General features: G+C 69.7%; 14 protein-coding genes. 8 read left to right on the forward strand and 6 right to left on the reverse strand.

The window, feature by feature from the left end:
- The 4 genes from ABD104_RS17020 to ABD104_RS17035 are packed head-to-tail and all read right to left on the reverse strand — an operon-like array spanning position 1 to position 2,827.
- Positions 1 to 300 (reverse strand): DsrE family protein, encoded by a 300-nt coding sequence (locus ABD104_RS17020; RefSeq protein WP_087837446.1) that lies wholly within the window; start codon positions 298 to 300, stop codon positions 1 to 3.
- Positions 301 to 302: 2 nt separating this feature from the next.
- Positions 303 to 1,043, reverse strand: coding sequence for an ABC transporter ATP-binding protein (locus ABD104_RS17025; protein ID WP_087837447.1), 741 nt, complete (start codon positions 1,041 to 1,043; stop codon positions 303 to 305).
- Positions 1,031 to 1,798, reverse strand: coding sequence for an ABC transporter permease (locus ABD104_RS17030; RefSeq protein WP_176400659.1), 768 nt, complete (start codon positions 1,796 to 1,798; stop codon positions 1,031 to 1,033). The genes ABD104_RS17025 and ABD104_RS17030 overlap by 13 nt, the downstream gene beginning before the upstream one ends.
- Before the next feature lie 15 nt (positions 1,799 to 1,813).
- Positions 1,814 to 2,827 (reverse strand): ABC transporter substrate-binding protein, encoded by a 1,014-nt coding sequence (locus tag ABD104_RS17035; protein ID WP_087837448.1) that lies wholly within the window; start codon positions 2,825 to 2,827, stop codon positions 1,814 to 1,816.
- A 445-nt stretch (positions 2,828 to 3,272) separates the two neighbouring features.
- On the opposite strand from ABD104_RS17035, the gene ABD104_RS17040 reads away from it, so the two are divergent.
- From ABD104_RS17040 to ABD104_RS17055, 4 genes are read left to right on the forward strand one after another with little or no spacing between them, the layout of a single operon-like run.
- The gene (locus tag ABD104_RS17040; RefSeq protein ID WP_343927907.1) at positions 3,273 to 6,809 is read left to right on the forward strand and encodes an indolepyruvate ferredoxin oxidoreductase family protein; all 3,537 of its coding nucleotides are present in this window, start codon (positions 3,273 to 3,275) and stop codon (positions 6,807 to 6,809) included.
- Between the two features lie 40 nt (positions 6,810 to 6,849).
- Positions 6,850 to 8,025, forward strand: a complete 1,176-nt coding sequence (locus ABD104_RS17045) for an isovaleryl-CoA dehydrogenase (protein ID WP_279816198.1) — start codon at positions 6,850 to 6,852, stop codon at positions 8,023 to 8,025.
- A 22-nt stretch (positions 8,026 to 8,047) separates the two neighbouring features.
- Positions 8,048 to 9,649, forward strand: coding sequence for a carboxyl transferase domain-containing protein (locus ABD104_RS17050; RefSeq protein WP_343927908.1), 1,602 nt, complete (start codon positions 8,048 to 8,050; stop codon positions 9,647 to 9,649).
- A 23-nt stretch (positions 9,650 to 9,672) separates the two neighbouring features.
- The gene (locus tag ABD104_RS17055; protein ID WP_343927909.1) at positions 9,673 to 11,637 is read left to right on the forward strand and encodes an acetyl/propionyl/methylcrotonyl-CoA carboxylase subunit alpha; all 1,965 of its coding nucleotides are present in this window, start codon (positions 9,673 to 9,675) and stop codon (positions 11,635 to 11,637) included.
- 13 nt (positions 11,638 to 11,650) lie between these two features.
- On the opposite strand, the gene nhaA is transcribed toward ABD104_RS17055, so the two are convergent.
- Positions 11,651 to 13,021, reverse strand: a complete 1,371-nt coding sequence (nhaA, locus tag ABD104_RS17060; protein WP_279816204.1) for a Na+/H+ antiporter NhaA — start codon at positions 13,019 to 13,021, stop codon at positions 11,651 to 11,653.
- Between the two features lie 132 nt (positions 13,022 to 13,153).
- On the opposite strand from nhaA, the gene ABD104_RS17065 reads away from it, so the two are divergent.
- The 4 genes from ABD104_RS17065 (at position 13,154) to wrbA (ending at position 16,504) form a co-directional block, all read left to right on the forward strand.
- Entirely contained in the window at positions 13,154 to 14,185 is a 1,032-nt protein-coding gene (locus ABD104_RS17065) for a zinc-dependent alcohol dehydrogenase family protein (protein WP_343927910.1), read from the forward strand.
- Complete coding sequence (locus tag ABD104_RS17070; protein WP_087837453.1) at positions 14,182 to 14,892, forward strand: glutathione S-transferase; 711 nt, start codon at positions 14,182 to 14,184, stop codon at positions 14,890 to 14,892. Before ABD104_RS17065 ends, ABD104_RS17070 begins: the two co-directional genes overlap by 4 nt.
- A 74-nt stretch (positions 14,893 to 14,966) precedes the next feature.
- Positions 14,967 to 15,809, forward strand: coding sequence for a peptidoglycan DD-metalloendopeptidase family protein (locus ABD104_RS17075; RefSeq protein ID WP_425543345.1), 843 nt, complete (start codon positions 14,967 to 14,969; stop codon positions 15,807 to 15,809).
- Between the two features lie 95 nt (positions 15,810 to 15,904).
- Entirely contained in the window at positions 15,905 to 16,504 is a 600-nt protein-coding gene (wrbA, locus tag ABD104_RS17080; protein WP_087837454.1) for an NAD(P)H:quinone oxidoreductase, read from the forward strand.
- 37 nt (positions 16,505 to 16,541) lie between these two features.
- Here the strand turns inward: wrbA and ABD104_RS17085 are convergent, their stop codons facing one another.
- Positions 16,542 to 16,934: a DUF4168 domain-containing protein gene (locus ABD104_RS17085; RefSeq protein ID WP_087837455.1), complete on the reverse strand. Its 393-nt coding sequence runs from the start codon at positions 16,932 to 16,934 to the stop codon at positions 16,542 to 16,544.
- Positions 16,935 to 17,040 lie beyond the last annotated feature (106 nt).

The following is a 17,040-nucleotide window of genomic DNA, read 5'->3' on the forward strand; positions in this document are numbered from 1 at the left end:
TCAGGCGCGCATGTAGGCCCAGCCCTCGGCCTGCCGCCGCGCGATGTGCAGCACCGCGGCCTCGACCACGGCGATGCCGGCCGGCGCCTCCAGCCCATTGGCCGCCAGCGTGTTTGCGCAAAGCCGAAGATGGACGTCGGTGGCATCGGGCTGGCCCAGGGCGGCCGCGACGGCGCCCGCGTTGGCCACCAGTTCGACCTGGGCCTGGCCGTCGGCCTTGAGCAGGTTGGCCAGGTTGCGCCGCCCCCGCTCCAGCGCCGCGGGCGTGGGCGCATGGATGACGAGCCTGAGGGCCGGCATGGTCAGTCCACTCCCAATTGCGCCGACAAGTGGGCCACATAGCGGCCGAAGTCGGCATGGCCGCGGTCGCGCGACCTGGGCAGGTCGATCACCAGGTTCTCGGCCACGTTCGCGGGACGCCCTCCCAGCACCACGACGCGGTCGGCCAGGAACACCGCCTCGTCGATGTCGTGGGTGACGAACATGATCGCCGCGTGCGTGGACTGCCAGATCCGCATCAGTTCGGCCTGCAGGTGGCGGCGGGTCAACGCGTCCACCGCGCTGAAGGGCTCGTCCATCAGCAGGATGTCGGGCTTGACCGCGAGCGCGCGCGCGATGCCCACGCGCTGGGCCTGGCCGCCGGACAACTGGTGCGGCCAGCGGTCGGCGAACTCGGCCAGCCCCGTCATCCGCAGGGCCTCGTCCACCCGGCCGCGCTTTTCGTCGGCATCGATGTCCAGGGTCTCGAGGCCATAGGCCACATTGCCGGCCACGGTGCGCCAGGGCAGCAGCCGGCCGTCCTGGAACACCACGGCCCGGCGGCGCCGGCCCGCGCGCTGCGGCAGGCGGAAGTGCATCTGCCCCGCCGACGGCGCGATCAGGCCGGCGGCGGTGCGCAGCAGCGTGGACTTGCCCACGCCCGAGCCGCCGACCACGGCCAGGAACTCGCCCTTGGCGATGTCCAGGGACAAGTCCTGGATGACGGGCCCGGGCGCGCCGGGATGGGTATACGAGAAACGATCGAATTCGATTACGGCCGCCACGACAGCACCCTTTTTTCCAGCCACCCGTAGCCCAGGTCGCAAATGGCGTAGACCAGCGATATGGCCAGCATGTAGACGACGACCGCCTCGTAGGCGCCCACGCCCGCCGCGGCGTTCATTTCCTGTCCCATGCCCGGCACCCCCAGCAGTTCGGCCGCGATCAGCGTCATCCATGCCTGGCCGATGCCGGTGCGCACGCCCGCCAGCGTGCCGGGCGCGATGGCGGGCAGCGTGATGCTGACAGCGCGCCGCCAGTAGCTGCCCTGCCCGAAGCTGCGCGCCAGTTCATAGAAGCGGGGATCGATGTTGCGAACCGCGCTGTAGGTGGCGAAGTAGTTCACCCAGAACACGCCGATGGCGATGACGAAGGCGGCGCCGGCGTGGCTGACCTTGAACCAGGCGATGGCGAACACCACCCAGGCCAGCGGCGGAATGGGCCGCAGCACGCGGGCCAGGTAGGCCTGGAACAGGTCGAAGCGCCGTATCGTCGCAGCGGCCAGGCCGACGGCGATGCCGGACACGGTGCCCAGCGCCAGGCCCCAGAAGTAATGGATGAGGCTGGAGCCGACGGCGGGCAGCAGGCGGCCCGAGGTCCATTCCTGCGCCAGCGCGTCGGGCAGCGCGAACGGATCGGGCAGCGTACCGGGATTGACCCAGCGGAACACGCCCGCCGCCTTCCACAACAGCACGAAGACGACGATGCCCGCCACGCCGTAGGCCGCGCGCACCGGCCACCCGGGATTCTTGACCATCATGGACGGCGCGCCGGGTTAGCGCTTGCCGGCGACGGCGTCATAGAAACGCGTGTCGAACAGCTTGGTCACGTCCACCGCGGGACCCTCCAGCGTGCCGGTCTCGGACTGGAACTTCTGCAGCACCAGCGTCGCCGGCACGATGACATTGGGATCGGCCTCGAACTGCCCCTTGGAATTGCGGATCGACTTCTCGACCAGGTCCACCGGCAGGCGGCCGCCGCCCACGTATTTCTGCACCAGGGGCGCGGCCTTGGCCGGATCGGTATCCAGCAGCCGGGTCGCCGCGACATGGGCGGCCACCAGCGACTTCACCAGTTCTGGCTTCTCGCTGATCAGCTTCTCGCGCACCAGCAGTACCGCGCCGGGCTGGCGCGGGAACAGGTCGGAGCCGCGCGCGACGACGCGGGCCTTAGGCGCGCGGGTCAGCACGGTGGTCACGGTGGGTTCGAGGATCACGGCGCCGTCCACCGCGCCGGTCAGCAGGGTCTGCTGCATCTGCGCCTCGCCCTGGTAGATCAGCTTGAAGGACGCGGGATCGACCTTGATGCGATTGCGCAGCCAGTATTGCAGGGCGGCCTCGGGCACCGCGCCCTTGGGATAGCTGGCGATGACGGGCTGGCGCCCCTTGTCCTTGGCGAAGCGGGAGAAGGCCGTGGCGGGATCGCCGGAGGCGAAATAGGGGGCGAGATCGCCCATGGCGACGAAGCTGACCTGTTCGACGATGTTGGAGGCGACGACCTTGATGTCGGCGCCCTTGCCGCGCGCCACCAGGGCTGGCCCGATGCCGACGTAGGCGATGTCGAGCTGCCCCGCCAGCAGGGCCTGCACCAGCGCCGGTCCGCTCTGGAACTGGACCAGCTTGGCCGGACCGCCGTCGGCCGGCAGGGTGCCTTGCTCGCGCGCGATGAACAACTGCGCGTCGGGCAGGATGGGCAGGTAGCCGATCTCCAGCGGCGCGGCCGCCGCCGTCTGGAGAGAAGCCGAAGCGAGGCCGACGGCCAGCGCGGCGGATGCGAAGAAACGTTTCATGGTGTTCAGAACCCGGAGTGATATCGAGCAGATTCTATATATTGTATTTAAATGTTTTTGACTGACTTAACAACTAAAAGAAATAAGCTTAAGCCCCTGCCGGCGTGGTATGTTGTGCTCATCACGCACCTTCTACATGCGGCCCCGCGCCGCTCGGGAGGAGGAAAGCCGGCCTGCCAGCCAGGCCGCGCCGACCGATGGTATGAACGCGAAGGCTCGCACAGCGCATGCTCCTGCCGGCCCGCCCACCCGGGCCGCGCGACCATGCTTCGGCCCGGGCCGCGCCGCCGCCTCCTCCAGCCTGCCGCCTACCCCTTTCGCCGTTACGCGGCCCGTCCATCCGACCGGGCCTTCAAGGCGCCATGCGGACGCCATCCGCCGCCCCGCGCGGCCGGTTGCCCCGCGCTACCCCCTTGCGCGCCCAACCCTGGACAGCGAGTGCATCATGAGCGCACATCCCGTCGAGACCGTCCTGACCCTGGACGACAAATACACACGGCCGCGCGGCCGCGTCTACATGACCGGCACCCAGGCGCTGGTGCGCCTGATGCTGGCGCAGAAGCAGCGCGATGAAGCGGCCGGGCTGAACACCGCGGGCTTCGTCTCGGGCTACCGGGGCTCGCCGCTCGGGTCGGTGGACCTGGAGATGTGGAAGGCCGCCCGGCACCTGGAGGCCCATCGCATCAAGTTCGTGCCCGGGCTCAACGAGGAACTGGCGGCCACCGCGGTCTGGGGCACGCAGATGGTCAGCCTGGACGCCCGGGCCACCGCCGACGGCGTGTACGCGCTGTGGTACGGCAAGGGCCCGGGCGTGGACCGCTGCGGCGACGTGTTCAAGCACGGCAACATCGCGGGCTGCTCGCGCCATGGCGGCGTGGTGCTGGTGGCCGGCGACGACCACGCCTGCAAGTCGTCCACCCTGCCCCACCAGAGCGAACACGCGTTCATCGCGGCCATGATCCCGGTCCTGAATCCGGCGGGCGTGCGCGAGCTGATCGAGTTCGGCCTGCACGGCTATGCGATGTCGCGCTACTCCGGATGCTGGGTGGGGCTGAAAGTCGTCAGCGACACGGTGGAGTCGTCCACCTCCATGGACATCGATCCCATGGCGGTCGACATCCGCGTGCCCGACACCTATCCCATTCCGGAAGGCGGCTTCCACATCCGCTGGCCGGACCCGCCGCTGGAACAGGAGAACCGCCTGCAGCGCGAACGCCTGTACGCGCTGCTGGAGTACGTGCGGCAGAACGGGCTGAACCGCCAGGACTGGTTCGTTCCGCGGGCCAGGCTGGGCATCGTGACCACCGGCAAGAGCTACCTGGACGTGCGCGAGGCCCTGGCCATGATGGGCATCGACGAGGAAGCCGCGCGTTCCATGGGGTTGCGGCTGCTGAAGATAGGCGTGTCCTGGCCGCTGGAGCCCGAGTGCATCTGCGAGTTCGCCGAAGGCCTGGACGAGATCCTGGTGGTCGAGGAAAAGCGCCAGATCATCGAATACCAGATCAAGGAACATCTCTACAACGCCTCCATTTCCGCCCGCCCGCGCGTGGTCGGCAAATACGACGAGACCGGAGAATGGGTGCACGTGCCGCACGACGGCATCCTGCTGTCGCCCAACGGCGAGCTGACGCCGGCCGCCATCGCCGGCGTGATCGCCTCGCGCATCGCCAAGGTGATCGGCCGCGAGGCCCTGGACGCCCGCGCGCTGCCCTACCTGGACGCGCGCAAGCCGCCGGAGGGCTACACCCGCGCGGCTCCCGGCGCGCCGCAGCGGCTGCCCTACTTCTGTTCGGGCTGCCCGCACAACACGTCCACCAGGGTTCCCGAGGGCTCGCGCGCGGTGGCGGGAATAGGCTGCCACTACATGGCGCAATGGATGAACCGCCATACCGAGACCTTCACGCAGATGGGCGGCGAAGGCGCGACCTGGATCGGCCAGGCCTTCTTCACCGACACGCCCCATATCTTCGCGAACCTTGGCGACGGCACCTATACGCACTCCGGGTCCCTGGCCATCCGGGCCGCGCTCGCGGCCGGCGTGAACATCACCTACAAGATCCTCGTCAACGACGCGGTCGCCATGACCGGCGGCCAGCCTGTCGAGGGCGCGCCCACCGTGCCGCAGATCCTGCAGCAGATGGTGGCCGAGGGCGTGCCCCACATCCATCTCGTGAGCGACGAACCGGATGCGCTGCGCGAGCTTCCGGGCCTGCCGGCGGGCATCGCCATCAGCCATCGCGACCGCATGGACGACATCCAGCGCGAACTGCGCGAGAAACCCGGCGTGTCGGTCATCGTCTACGTGCAGACCTGCGCCGCCGAGAAGCGCCGCCGCCGCAAGCGCGGCAAGCTGGCCGACCCTGCGCGCCGCGTACTCATCAACGAGGAAGTCTGCGAGGGGTGCGGCGATTGCGGCGTGCAGTCGAACTGCGTGTCCATCCTGCCTCTGGAGACGCCGCTGGGCCGCAAGCGCACCATCGACCAGAGTTCGTGCAACAAGGATTTCTCGTGCGTGAAAGGGTTCTGCCCCAGCTTCGTCACGGTCGAGGGCGGCGCGCTGCGCAAGCCGGCGGCGCGGCAGGTGACATCGCCGCGGGACCTGCCGGCACCGGACCTGCCCGGACTGGAACAGGCCTGGAACATCGTCGTGACCGGCGTGGGCGGCACCGGCGTGGTCACGATAGGCGCGCTGATGGGCATCGCCGCCCACCTCGAGGGCAAGGGCGTCATCGTGCTGGACATGGCCGGGCTGGCGCAGAAAGGCGGCGCGGTGATGTCGCACGTGCGGCTCGCCGCCACCCCCGCCGCGCTGCACGCCACGCGGGTTCCCGCCCGCCAGGCCGACGTCGTGCTGGGCTGCGACCTGATGGTCGCCTGCGGCCAGGACGCCATCGACATGATGGCCAGGACCCGCACCCGCGCGGCGCTGAACCTGGACGTATCGCCCACCGGCGCCTTTACCCAGGACCCCGACTGGCACGCCTCGCCCGAGGCCATGCTGCAACGCGTGCGCGATGCGGCCTGGCAGACCGACGCGGTGGATGCCACCGAGATCGCCACCGGCCTCCTGGGCGACGCGATCGCCACCAACGTCTTCATGCTGGGCTATGCATGGCAGAAGGGCTGGATCCCCCTGCGCGAGGACTCGCTGATGCGGGCGATCGAACTGAACGCCACGGCCGTGGAGATGAACAAGGCCGCGTTCGCATGGGGCCGGCAGGCCGCGCTGGACCTGCCGGCGGCCAGCGTCGCCGCCGGGCTCAAGCGGCCCGGCACGGTGGTAATGATGCCGCCCCGGCCGTACTCGCTGGATGCCCTGCTGGCCGACCGCACGCAGCGGCTCGCCCGCTACCAGAACGCCGCCTATGCCGCCCGCTACGAAACCTTCGTGCGCGAGATCGCCGCCCTGGAAGAGGAACGGGTCTCGGGCAACCGGCTGGCGCGCACGGTCGCGGCCAGCCTCTACAAGCTCATGGCCTACAAGGACGAGTACGAGGTCGCCCGGCTGTTCGTCGAAACCGGCTTCGCCGAACGCGTCGCGCGCCAGTTCGAAGGCGACTACCGCCTGCGCTTCCACCTGGCGCCGCCTCTGTTCGCGCGCCGGGACGCGCACGGCCATCTGGTGAAGCAGGCCTACGGCCCATGGGTGCTGACGGCCTACAAATGGCTGGCCCGGGCGCGCCGGCTGCGCGGCACGCCTTTCGATCCGTTCGGCTACCTGCCCGAGCGGCGCGCGGAGCGGGCGGCGATCGGCGGCTACCAGGCCTTGATGCGGGAGATCGCCGCCACGCTTACTCCCGAACGCCTGCCCGTGGCGCTCGAACTGGCCCGGCTTCCGCAGGAAGTGCGCGGCTTCGGACACGTCAAGGAGGAGAACGCGCGCGTTGCCCGCATCAAGCAGGAGCGCCTGCTGGCCCGGTACGCCGAGCCCCCCGGCTCGACCTCGCCGCAGGAGCGCCGGGTCCCCCACGCCGTGGCCTGACACATCCTTCCCGCAGCAAGACAAGAACCGGAGAACCTCCATGATCCCGCTGCCTTCCCTGGACTTCGGCGTGAACGACACCACCGAGATGCTGCGCGAGGTCGTGCGCAGCTTCGCCTCCAACGAGATCGAACCGCGCGCCGCGGCCATCGACAAGGACAACGCGTTCCCCCGGGACCTGTGGAAAAAAATGGGCGACCTCGGGCTGCACGGCATGACGGTGGGCGACGACTACGGCGGCATCGCGCTGGGCTACCTCGCGCACGTGGTGACCATGGAAGAGCTGTCGCGGGCGTCGGCCGCGGTGGGCCTGTCCTACGGGGCACACTCCAATCTTTGCATCAACCAGTTGCACCGGCATGGCACGCCCGAGCAGAAGGCACGCCACCTGCCGCCGCTGGTCGCCGGAGATCACGTGGGCGCGCTGGCGATGAGCGAGACGACATCCGGCTCGGACGTCGTGTCCATGCGGCTGCGTGCCACGCGCAAGGGCGCACGCTTCGTGCTGAACGGCTCGAAGATGTGGATCACCAACGGCGGCGACGCCGACACCCTGATCGTCTACGCCAAGACCGACCCCGACGCCGGGCCGCACGGCATCACCGCCTTCATCGTCGAGAAAGGCTTCCCCGGCCTGGCCTTCGGCGAGAAGCTCGACAAGCTCGGCATGCGGGGCTCCAACACCTATCCCGTGTTCTTCGACGACTGCGAGGTGCCGGAGGAAAACGTGCTGGGCGGCGTCGGCAACGGCGTGGGCGTGCTGATGAGCGGACTGGACTACGAACGCGCGGTGCTTGCCGGCGGACCGCTGGGCATCATGGCGGCCTGCATGGACGTCGTGCTGCCCTACGTGCACGAGCGCAAGCAGTTCGGACAGAGCGTGGGCGAGTTCCAGCTGATGCAGGGAAAGCTGGCCGACATGTACACCACCTGGCAGGCCTGCCGCGCATACGTCTACGCCGTGGCCCGCAGCTGCGACCGGCCCGGCCACGGCCGATCGCTGCGCAAGGATGCCGCGGGCGCCATCCTGTATGCCGCCGAGAAGGCGACCTGGATGGCCGGAGAAGCCATCCAGGCGCTGGGAGGCAACGGCTACGTCAACGACTATCCGACGGGACGCCTGTGGCGCGACGCCAAGCTGTACGAGATCGGCGCGGGCACCAGCGAGATCCGGCGCATGCTGATAGGCAGGGAACTCTTCGCCGAAACCCGCTGACCCCTTGCCCAGGAGCCAGGCCATGCATGCCCACACCAGCCGGCTGGATACCCGTTCCCCGGAATTCCAGGCCAATGCCGATGCCATGCGCCGCCTCGTGGCGGACCTGCGCGCGCGGGTGGCGCGGGCCGCGCTGGGCGGCGGAGACGCCGCCCGCGCCCGGCACGCCGCGCGCGGCAAGCTGCTGCCCCGCGAGCGCATCCGCCTGCTGCTGGACCCCGGTTCGCCCTTCCTGGAAATCGGCCAACTGGCCGCGCTGGGCCTGTACGGCGACGAGGCCCCGTGCGCCGGCCTGATCGCGGGCGTCGGCCGCATCCAGGGCGTGGCCTGCATGGTCGTGGCCAACGACGCCACGGTCAAGGGCGGCACCTATTACCCCATGACGGTGAAGAAACACGTGCGGGCCCAGGAAATCGCCGAGACGAACCACCTGCCCTGCGTCTACCTGGTCGACTCCGGCGGTGCCTACCTGCCCTTGCAGGACGAGGTCTTTCCCGACCGCGAGCACTTCGGCCGCATCTTCTACAACCAGGCCAACATGTCGGCCCGGGGCATCGCGCAGATCTCGGTCGTGATGGGGTCCTGCACCGCCGGCGGCGCCTACGTCCCCGCGATGAGCGACGAAACCGTGATCGTGCGGGACCAGGGCACGATCTTTCTGGGCGGACCGCCGCTGGTGAAGGCCGCGACCGGGGAAATCGTCAGCGCCGAGGACCTGGGCGGCGGCGACGTGCACACCCGCGTCTCGGGCGTGGCCGACCACCTGGCCGAGAACGACGCCCACGCGCTGCACCTGGCCCGCCGCATCGTCGGCAATCTGAACCGCCCCGCCGCACCCGCGCTGGCCGACGGCGACGAGCCCGCGCACGATCCCGAGGAACTGTACGGCGTCGTGCCGCAGGACGTCCGCAAGCCCTGCGACGTGCGCGAGATCGTCGCCCGGCTGGTGGACGGATCGCGCTACGACGAGTTCAAGGCCCGCTACGGCCCCACTCTCTTCACCGGCTTCGCGCGCCTGTACGGCATGCCCGTGGGCATCGTCGCCAACAACGGCATCCTGTTCTCGGAATCGGCGCAGAAGGGCGCGCACTTCATCGAGCTGTGCGCCCAGCGGTCGATCCCGCTGATCTTCCTGCAGAACATCAGCGGCTTCATGGTGGGGCGCAAATACGAGAACGGCGGCATCGCCAAGGACGGCGCCAAGATGGTGACGGCGGTCGCCACCGCCCGGGTACCCAAGCTGACCGTCATCATCGGCGGCAGCTTCGGCGCGGGCAACTACGGCATGTGCGGCCGCGCCTACGGCCCCCGCTTCCTGTGGATGTGGCCCAACGCCCGCATCGGCGTCATGGGCGGCGAGCAGGCCGCCTCGGTCCTGGCCACGGTGCGGCGCGACACCGCGCAGTCGCGCGGCGAGGCCTGGAGCGACGAAGCAGAGGAAGCCTTCAAGGCGCCCATCCGCCGCCAGTACGAGACCCAGGGCCATCCCTATTACGCCACGGCCAGGCTATGGGACGACGGCATCATCGATCCCGCGCAGACGCGGCGCGTGCTGGGCCTGTCGCTGGCGACGGCATTGAACGCTCCCATGGAGCCGACCCGCTTCGGCCTGTTCCGGATGTAGCGCCCTTCAAGGAAAGCCCCATCGTGTTCGACAAGATCCTGATCGCCAATCGCGGAGAAATCGCCTGCCGGATCATGGCCACGGCCCGGCGGATGGGCGTGGCGACCGTCGCGGTGTACTCGGACGCGGATGCCGGCGCGCGGCACGTCCGGCAAGCCGACGCGGCCCGGCGCATCGGCCCCGCCCCGGCGCGCGACTCCTACCTGCGCGCGGACGCGCTGGTCGAGGCCGCGCTGGCCAGCGGCGCGCAGGCCGTCCATCCGGGCTACGGCTTCCTGTCCGAGAACGCGGCGTTCGCCGAGGCCTGCGAACGCGCGGGCCTGGTCTTCATCGGGCCGCCCGCCGGCGCGATCCGCGCGATGGGCTCCAAGTCCGCCGCCAAGGCCCTGATGGAAAGGGCGGGCGTGCCGCTTACCCCCGGCTATCACGGCGACGACCAGGATCCCGCGCTGCTGGCCCGCGAGGCCGCCCGCATCGGCTATCCGGTGCTGATCAAGGCCAGCGCGGGCGGCGGCGGCAAGGGCATGCGCCGCGTGGACCGGGCCGAGGACTTCGATGCGGCGCTGGCCGCCTGCAAGCGCGAGGCCGTGGGGGCCTTCGGCGACGATCGCATGCTGGTCGAACGCTACGTCCTGCGCCCGCGCCACATCGAGATCCAGGTCTTCGGCGATCGCCACGGCAACATGGTCCATCTGCTCGAGCGCGACTGCTCGGTCCAGCGCCGCCACCAGAAGGTACTGGAAGAGGCGCCCGCGCCGGGCATGACCGCCGCGCGTCGCGAGGCCATGGGCCGGGCCGCCATCGACGCCGCGCGCGCCGTGGGCTACGTGGGCGCCGGCACGGTGGAGTTCATCGTCGATCCCGGGGGCGCCTTTTATTTCATGGAAATGAACACGCGGCTGCAGGTCGAGCATCCGGTCACGGAAATGATCACCGGGCTCGACCTGGTCGAATGGCAGTTGCGCGTGGCAAGCGGCGAACCGCTGCCGCGGGACCGCCGGCCGACGGCCCCGTCCGGCCATGCGCTGGAAGCGCGTCTTTACGCCGAGGATCCCCATCAAGGCTTCCTGCCCGCGGCGGGGCGGCTGCGGCGCTTCGTGCCGCCTCCCGCGGCCCCCTGGCTGCGCCTGGACGCGGGCGTCGACGAAGGCGACACCATCTCTTCGCACTACGATCCGATGATCGCCAAGCTCGTCGTCCATGGCGCCGATCGGCGCGAGGCACTGGCCCGCATGCGGCAGGCCTTGTCCGCCTGCCGCATCGTGGGCCTGCCCACCAATCTCGCCTTCCTGTCGCGGCTGGTCGCCACGCCCTGGTTCGAACAGGCGGACCTGGACACCGGCCTGATCGAACGCGAACACGATCGCCTGTTCGGGCCCGACGAACCGCCGCCCCGGGAAGCGTGGCTACTGGCCGCGCTGGCCGAAATGCGGCACGTCGCCGGCACGACGCCGGCCGGTTCGCCGTGGCGCGCGGACGGCTGGCGCCTGAATGGCGACGCCGCCACGGCATTCCTGTTCGCGTGCGGCGGCTATCGCCGCGAAGTCTCGGTCAAGCCCGGGCCCGGAGGAATGATCGCCGTGCTGGACGGCTCGACGGTCTCCGTCTGCGTGCGCGGGGAAGATCCGCGACTGGAAGCGGCCCTGCCCGATCGCACGCTGCGGGCGGACGTCTACCGGGACGGGGCCCACCGCATCGTGTATTGCGACGGCTCGGCATGGACGTTCACACGGGTCGATCCGCTGCTGGCCTGGAAGCAAGGAGCAGACACCGGCGGCGCCCTGACCGCGCCCATGCCGGGCCGGATGGCTGCGCATCTGGTGCCACCCGGCGCACGGGTAACCGCCGGCACGCCGCTGCTGGTGCTTGAAGCCATGAAGATGGAACACACGATCGGCGCCCCGTCGGACGGGCGGGTGAAGGCCTTCCGCTTCGCGGTGGGCGACGCGGTGAACGACGGCGACGAACTGGTGGACTTCGAGACCTGACATGCCACCGGGTTCAGGATGCGCCCTCACCCTGCGGCCCCGCCTTGTGCCGTTGCCTGGCCGCCAGCACGGCGCCCCACGCCAGCCCCGCCGTGGCCGCCACGGCCGATGCCGTCAGCACGCCCAGCTTCGCCGCCCCCAGCAGACTTTCGTCGCCGAACGCCAGATTGGCGATGAAGATGGACATCGTGAAGCCTATGCCCGCCAGCAAGCCTACCAGCACGACCCCGCCCCATGTCGCGCCGGCAGGCAACCTGCACCATCCCAGACGGACCGCGATCCAGCTGGCAGCGACGACGCCCAGCGGCTTGCCGATCACCAGCGCCGCCGCCACGCCCAGCATGACGGCCTGCGACGAGGACACCGACAGGTCCACGCCGTCCAGCGTGACGCCGGCGTTGGCCAGGGCGAACAGGGGCATGACGACATAGGCCACCCACGGATGCAGGGCCATCTGCACGCGCGTCACGGGCGCGACCAGCTCGCGCTGCGCCCATCGCAGCCGCCGCGCCTGCGCCGCCGTGCCACCGGTATCGGCGGCGCCCTCGCGCACCAGGAAATCCGCCGCGCGGCGCACGATGTCCAGCGGATGCTCGTGGCGCGGCGCGGGCAGCACCGGCGTCATCAGCCCCAGCACGACCCCCGCCAGTGTGGGATGCGCGCCCGTCTGCAACAGGCCGATCCACAGCACCGCGCCGGGCAACACGTAGGCGTAGGCGGTCCCCACGCCCATCCGTTGCAGGGCCAGCACCATCACGATGCCCACGGCGGCCACGAGCAATCCGCTGAGGTCCAGCCCGCCGGAATAGAACATTGCGATGATCAGCACCGCGACGATGTCGTCGATGATCGCCAGCGCCAGCAGGAAGATGCGCACGCTGGCGGGAATGGACCGGCCCAGCAGCGCCAGCACGCCGACCGCGAACGCGATGTCGGTGGCGGTGGGCACGGCCCAGCCCTGGCTTTGCGGCGCCTGGCCGTTGAACGCAAGATAGATCAGCGCGGGCACCGCCACGCCGCCCAGGGCGGCCGCCAGCGGCAGCGCCGCCTGGGCCAGGCTGGCCAGCGCGCCCTCGTGGATCTCGCGCCGTATCTCCATCCCGACCACGAGGAAGAACACCGTCATCAATGCGTCGTTGATCCAGAAATGCAGCGACTGCGAGACGACGTGGCTGCCCAGGCCGAAAGTCAGCGGCGCATGCCACAGCGCGTGGTAGGCGGAGGCGTAGGAGGAATTGGCCCAGACCAGGGCGGTGGCGGCGGCCGCCAGCAGCACGATGCCGCTGACGGCTTCGATGTGAAGAAATCTTTCCACCGCGAGCAGGGCTCGAGCGGCAAGATCCTGGGCGCGCGGAACGGGCCGGCGAGGGGCGTGTCGATTCATCTGGATCATCCAAGAATCCCGCACCGGCGGCCCGACCGGTGCCCAGAACCTGCCCCCGCGTATACAGCGAGGACACCCGGCGTTATTTTATACGAACACGCGCCACATCCATCCTGCCCAGGAGAGTCCCTCATGAAAGCCGTTGTGCTCGGAGCCCCAGGCGGGCTCGACCATCTCCAGTTCATCGACCTGCCCGACCCCGGATCCCCGGCGGCCGGGGAGATCCGCGTGCGCCTGCACGCGAGTTCCCTGAACTACCACGACTACCTCGTCGCCCTGCGCACGGACGAGCGCTACTTCGGCCGCATTCCGATGGCGGACGGCGCCGGCGTGGTCGAGGAGGTGGGCCCGGGGGTCGAGGAGTTCGCGGAAGGCGACCACGTGGTGTCCACTTTCTTCCCGCACTGGCTGGACGGCGAGGCGCGGGTGGGCAATTTCTCCACGGTTCCCGGCGACGGCGTGGACGGCTATGCGCGCGAGGCCATCGTCCGCCCGGCGACCTGGTTCACGCACGCTCCCCGCCATCTGGACCACGCCGAATCGGCCACGCTGACCACGGCCGGACTGACCGCCTGGCGCGCGCTGGTCGGCGACGGCCGGCTCAAGGCGGGCGACACGGTACTGGCGCTGGGCACGGGCGGCGTCTCGATCTTCGCGCTGCAACTGGCCAAGGCCATGGGCGCGTCCGTCATCATCACCTCGTCGTCGGACGAGAAGCTGGCGCGCGCCCGCGCGCTCGGCGCCGACCACGTCATCAACTACCGCGACGATCCGCAGTGGGGCGACACGGTGCGCAAGCTTACCGGAGGCGGCGTGGACCACGTCATCGAGGTCGGCGGCCCGGGTACGCTGGCGCAATCCATCAAGGCGGTGCGCGTGGCGGGCCACATCTCGCTGATCGGCGTGCTGACCGGCGGCAGCGGCGAGATTCCCACGGCCGCGCTGATGGCCAAGCAGGCTCGCCTGCAAGGCCTGATCGTGGGCAGCCGCCGGCAGCAGCAGGAGATGGTGCGCGCCCTGGAGGCCATCGGCCTGCATCCCGTGATCGACCGTCGCTTCCCCCTCGAGAAGATCGCCGACGCCTTCCGCCACGAGGCCGCGCACGCTCATTTCGGCAAGATCTGCCTGGAGTTCCAGGCGCAAGACACGAAGGAGCCCGCATGACCTACGAGTTCTGGTACTGGAACGGCATACCCGGACGCGGCGAGTTCGTCCGCCTGGCGCTGGAAGCCGGCGGAATCCCCTACCGGGAATGCGCGCGCGAGCCGGGCGTCGATGCTTCGGACCTGGTGGCCGACATGCGCGCCGACCGCGACAGCCCTCCCTTCGCACCGCCGTACCTGGTCGCAGGAGACATGACGATCTCGCAAACGGCCAACATCCTGCTCTTCCTGGGAGAACGCCACGGCCTCGCGCCGAGCGACCTGGCGGGCCGGCTGTGGATCAACCAGATCCAGCTGACCATCGCCGACATGGTGGCCGAGGCCCATGACGTCCATCACCCCATCGCCTCCGGCCTGTATTACGAGGAGCAGAAGGCGGAAGCGCTGCGGCGCGCCAGCGATTTCCGCGCCCAGCGCATGCCCAAGTTCCTGGGCTACTTCGAACGCGTGCTGGCCCGCCGTGGCGACTGGATCGGCGGCGGCGGCCGCTGGACCTATGCCGACCTGTCGCTCTATCACCTGGTCGATGGCCTGCTGTATGCGTTCCCCCGGCGCATGACGACCCTGGCGCGCGACCATCCACGGGTGATGGCGCTGCACGCGCGCGTCGGCGGCCTGCCGGAACTCCAGGCCTACCTGGGCAGTGGACGGCGCCTGCCCTGGGGTGACGGCATCTTCCGCCACTACCGGGAACTCGACGGCGATTGAGGCGCGTTTGCGGAGAAACGGCGGCAGCCTGTACGCTTGGGGCGATGTCTTCTCCCGCCCTTCCCATGCCCGCCATGCTTGCCCGTTGCCTGCTGTGGACGGCCGCCCTGTGCGCCGCCTTGCCCGCCCATGCCGAAAGCTTCATCACCCGTCTTCTGAACAAGCCCGTGCCCGGCGGCGTGGCCGTGATTCCGCTGGGGGACGGCCCCGCCGCCCCCGTGGCCACCTATCTGGGCCGCAGGACGATGGTGCTGCGCGACGACGGCGGGCAGTGGATCGCCGTCGTCGGCATACCGCTCGGCACCAGGCCGGGCACGCAACGGCTGGCGGTGCAGGAGGAAGCGGGAACGCGCACGCTGGATTTCCAGGTGGGCAGCAAGACCTACGTCGCCCAGCACATCAAGCTCAAGAACAAGCGCCAGGTCAACCCGGACCCGGCCGACCTCGCGCGCATCGAGAAGGAAACCGCCGAACAACTGGCCGCCTACCGCGCCTTCCGCCCCCAGGGCCCCAGCAACGTCATGCTGGACCGCCCCGTTGCCGGCGGCCGGCTTTCCAGCCCCTTCGGCCTGCAACGCTTCTTCAACGGCGAACCCCGCAACCCCCATTCCGGCCTGGACTTCGCCGTGCCCGCGGGCACGCCGGTCAAGGCTCCCGCCGCGGGACGCGTGGTCCTGGTGGGCGACTACTTCTTCAATGGCAGGACGGTATTCGTGGACCATGGCCAGGGCTTCATCAGCATGTTCTGCCATCTGTCCGAGATCGGGGTGCGCGTGGGCCAGGAAGTGGCGCGCGGCGAGGAAGTCGGACGAGTCGGATCGACCGGCCGCGCCACCGGTCCCCACTTGCACTGGAACGTCAGCCTGAACGACGCGCGGGTGGACCCCGCCATCTTCATCGGCGCCTTCAAGCCCTGAGAAGGCGCAACACTTCATTACACATCTTCCGCTTGCGCGCCGGCCGGGCGTATGGGATGAATACCTGGATCGCCCACGCCGTCCAAGGAGGTTCCATGAGCAAGGTCCTGGTTCTCTATTACTCGTCATACGGCCACATCGAGAAAATGGCCGAGGCCGTGGCCGAGGGGGCGCGCAGCGCGGGCGCCCAGGTGGACATCAAGCGCGTGCCGGAAACCGTGCCGCCCGACGTCGCCAAGAATGCCCACTTCAAGCTGGACCAGGCGGCTCCCGTGGCCACGGTGGCCGATCTCGAGCACTACGACGCCATCGTCATCGGCACCGGCACGCGCTACGGGCGCATGTCCTCGCAGATGGCGGCCTTCCTGGACCAGACCGGCGGCCTGTGGGCGCGCGGAGCGCTGAACGGCAAGGTGGGGGCCGCGTTCACCTCCACCGCCACGCAGCATGGCGGCCAGGAGACGACATTGTTCTCCATCATCACCAACCTGCTGCATTTCGGCATGGTGGTGGTGGGCCTGCCGTACAGCTACCAGGGCCAGATGACCCTGACCGAGATCGTGGGAGGCGCGCCCTACGGCGCGACCACCATCGCGGGAGGCGACGGCTCGCGCCAGCCCTCGGCGGCAGACCTCGCCGGCGCGCGCTTCCAGGGCGAACTGGTGGCCCGCACCGCCAACAAGCTGTTCGGCTGATCGCGCGCGAACATCGCGGGCATGCGCCCGCGATGCCTTACTTGGCCATGTCGCGGGCGCGCTGGGCCAGGCTGGGATTCTGCTCGACGGCCTGGCCGATGCCGTTGAACTCGTCCACCGTCAGGCCTTCGCGGTGCACGGCGTCGACCATCTTGTCATCGGCCTCCTTGTGCACCTGCTGCTGCGACGCGGCGTCCGTCGCGGCGTTGAGCCGCGGCGTGTACTCCTGCGAAATCATGGCCACCTTCTGCGCGGCGCTCACGAACTTGCGCAGTTGATCGTCCGACACATTGGCCGCGGGCTGGGGCTGCGTGGGCATCGCGCCCTGCGCGGGATCCGGCGCGGGCGCCTGCTGCGGGGCCTGCGCCATCGCGGCCGACGCCATCGCGATCAGGCAGGCGCCCACGGCGGGGACATAGCTTCGTTTCATGGCAATCTCCAAATGGGGTTCCTGGTGCCACCATCCTGCCAAAACCAGGCCGGGCGCCGGGTTGCCGTATGTATGCGAGAAAGCGCCACGGGCCTCACAGGCCGTA

It is taken from the genome of Pigmentiphaga daeguensis, assembly GCF_039523035.1.
Taxonomy (GTDB): domain Bacteria; phylum Pseudomonadota; class Gammaproteobacteria; order Burkholderiales; family Burkholderiaceae_B; genus Pigmentiphaga; species Pigmentiphaga daeguensis.

What these genes read in the sequence shown, in the direction of transcription:
- ABD104_RS17050 (WP_343927908.1), top strand. Translation starts at nt 8,048, where the DNA reads ATGCATGCCCACACCAGCCGGCTGGATACCCGTTCCCCGGAATTCCAG.
- ABD104_RS17045 (WP_279816198.1), top strand. Translation starts at nt 6,850, where the DNA reads ATGATCCCGCTGCCTTCCCTGGACTTCGGCGTGAACGACACCACCGAG.
- ABD104_RS17085 (WP_087837455.1), bottom strand. Translation starts at nt 16,934, where the DNA reads ATGAAACGAAGCTATGTCCCCGCCGTGGGCGCCTGCCTGATCGCGATG.
- ABD104_RS17070 (WP_087837453.1), top strand. Translation starts at nt 14,182, where the DNA reads ATGACCTACGAGTTCTGGTACTGGAACGGCATACCCGGACGCGGCGAG.
- ABD104_RS17065 (WP_343927910.1), top strand. Translation starts at nt 13,154, where the DNA reads ATGAAAGCCGTTGTGCTCGGAGCCCCAGGCGGGCTCGACCATCTCCAG.
- ABD104_RS17075 (WP_425543345.1), top strand. Translation starts at nt 14,967, where the DNA reads ATGCTTGCCCGTTGCCTGCTGTGGACGGCCGCCCTGTGCGCCGCCTTG.
- nhaA (WP_279816204.1), bottom strand. Translation starts at nt 13,021, where the DNA reads ATGAATCGACACGCCCCTCGCCGGCCCGTTCCGCGCGCCCAGGATCTT.
- ABD104_RS17040 (WP_343927907.1), top strand. Translation starts at nt 3,273, where the DNA reads ATGAGCGCACATCCCGTCGAGACCGTCCTGACCCTGGACGACAAATAC.
- ABD104_RS17035 (WP_087837448.1), bottom strand. Translation starts at nt 2,827, where the DNA reads ATGAAACGTTTCTTCGCATCCGCCGCGCTGGCCGTCGGCCTCGCTTCG.
- ABD104_RS17030 (WP_176400659.1), bottom strand. Translation starts at nt 1,798, where the DNA reads ATGATGGTCAAGAATCCCGGGTGGCCGGTGCGCGCGGCCTACGGCGTG.
- ABD104_RS17020 (WP_087837446.1), bottom strand. Translation starts at nt 300, where the DNA reads ATGCCGGCCCTCAGGCTCGTCATCCATGCGCCCACGCCCGCGGCGCTG.
- wrbA (WP_087837454.1), top strand. Translation starts at nt 15,905, where the DNA reads ATGAGCAAGGTCCTGGTTCTCTATTACTCGTCATACGGCCACATCGAG.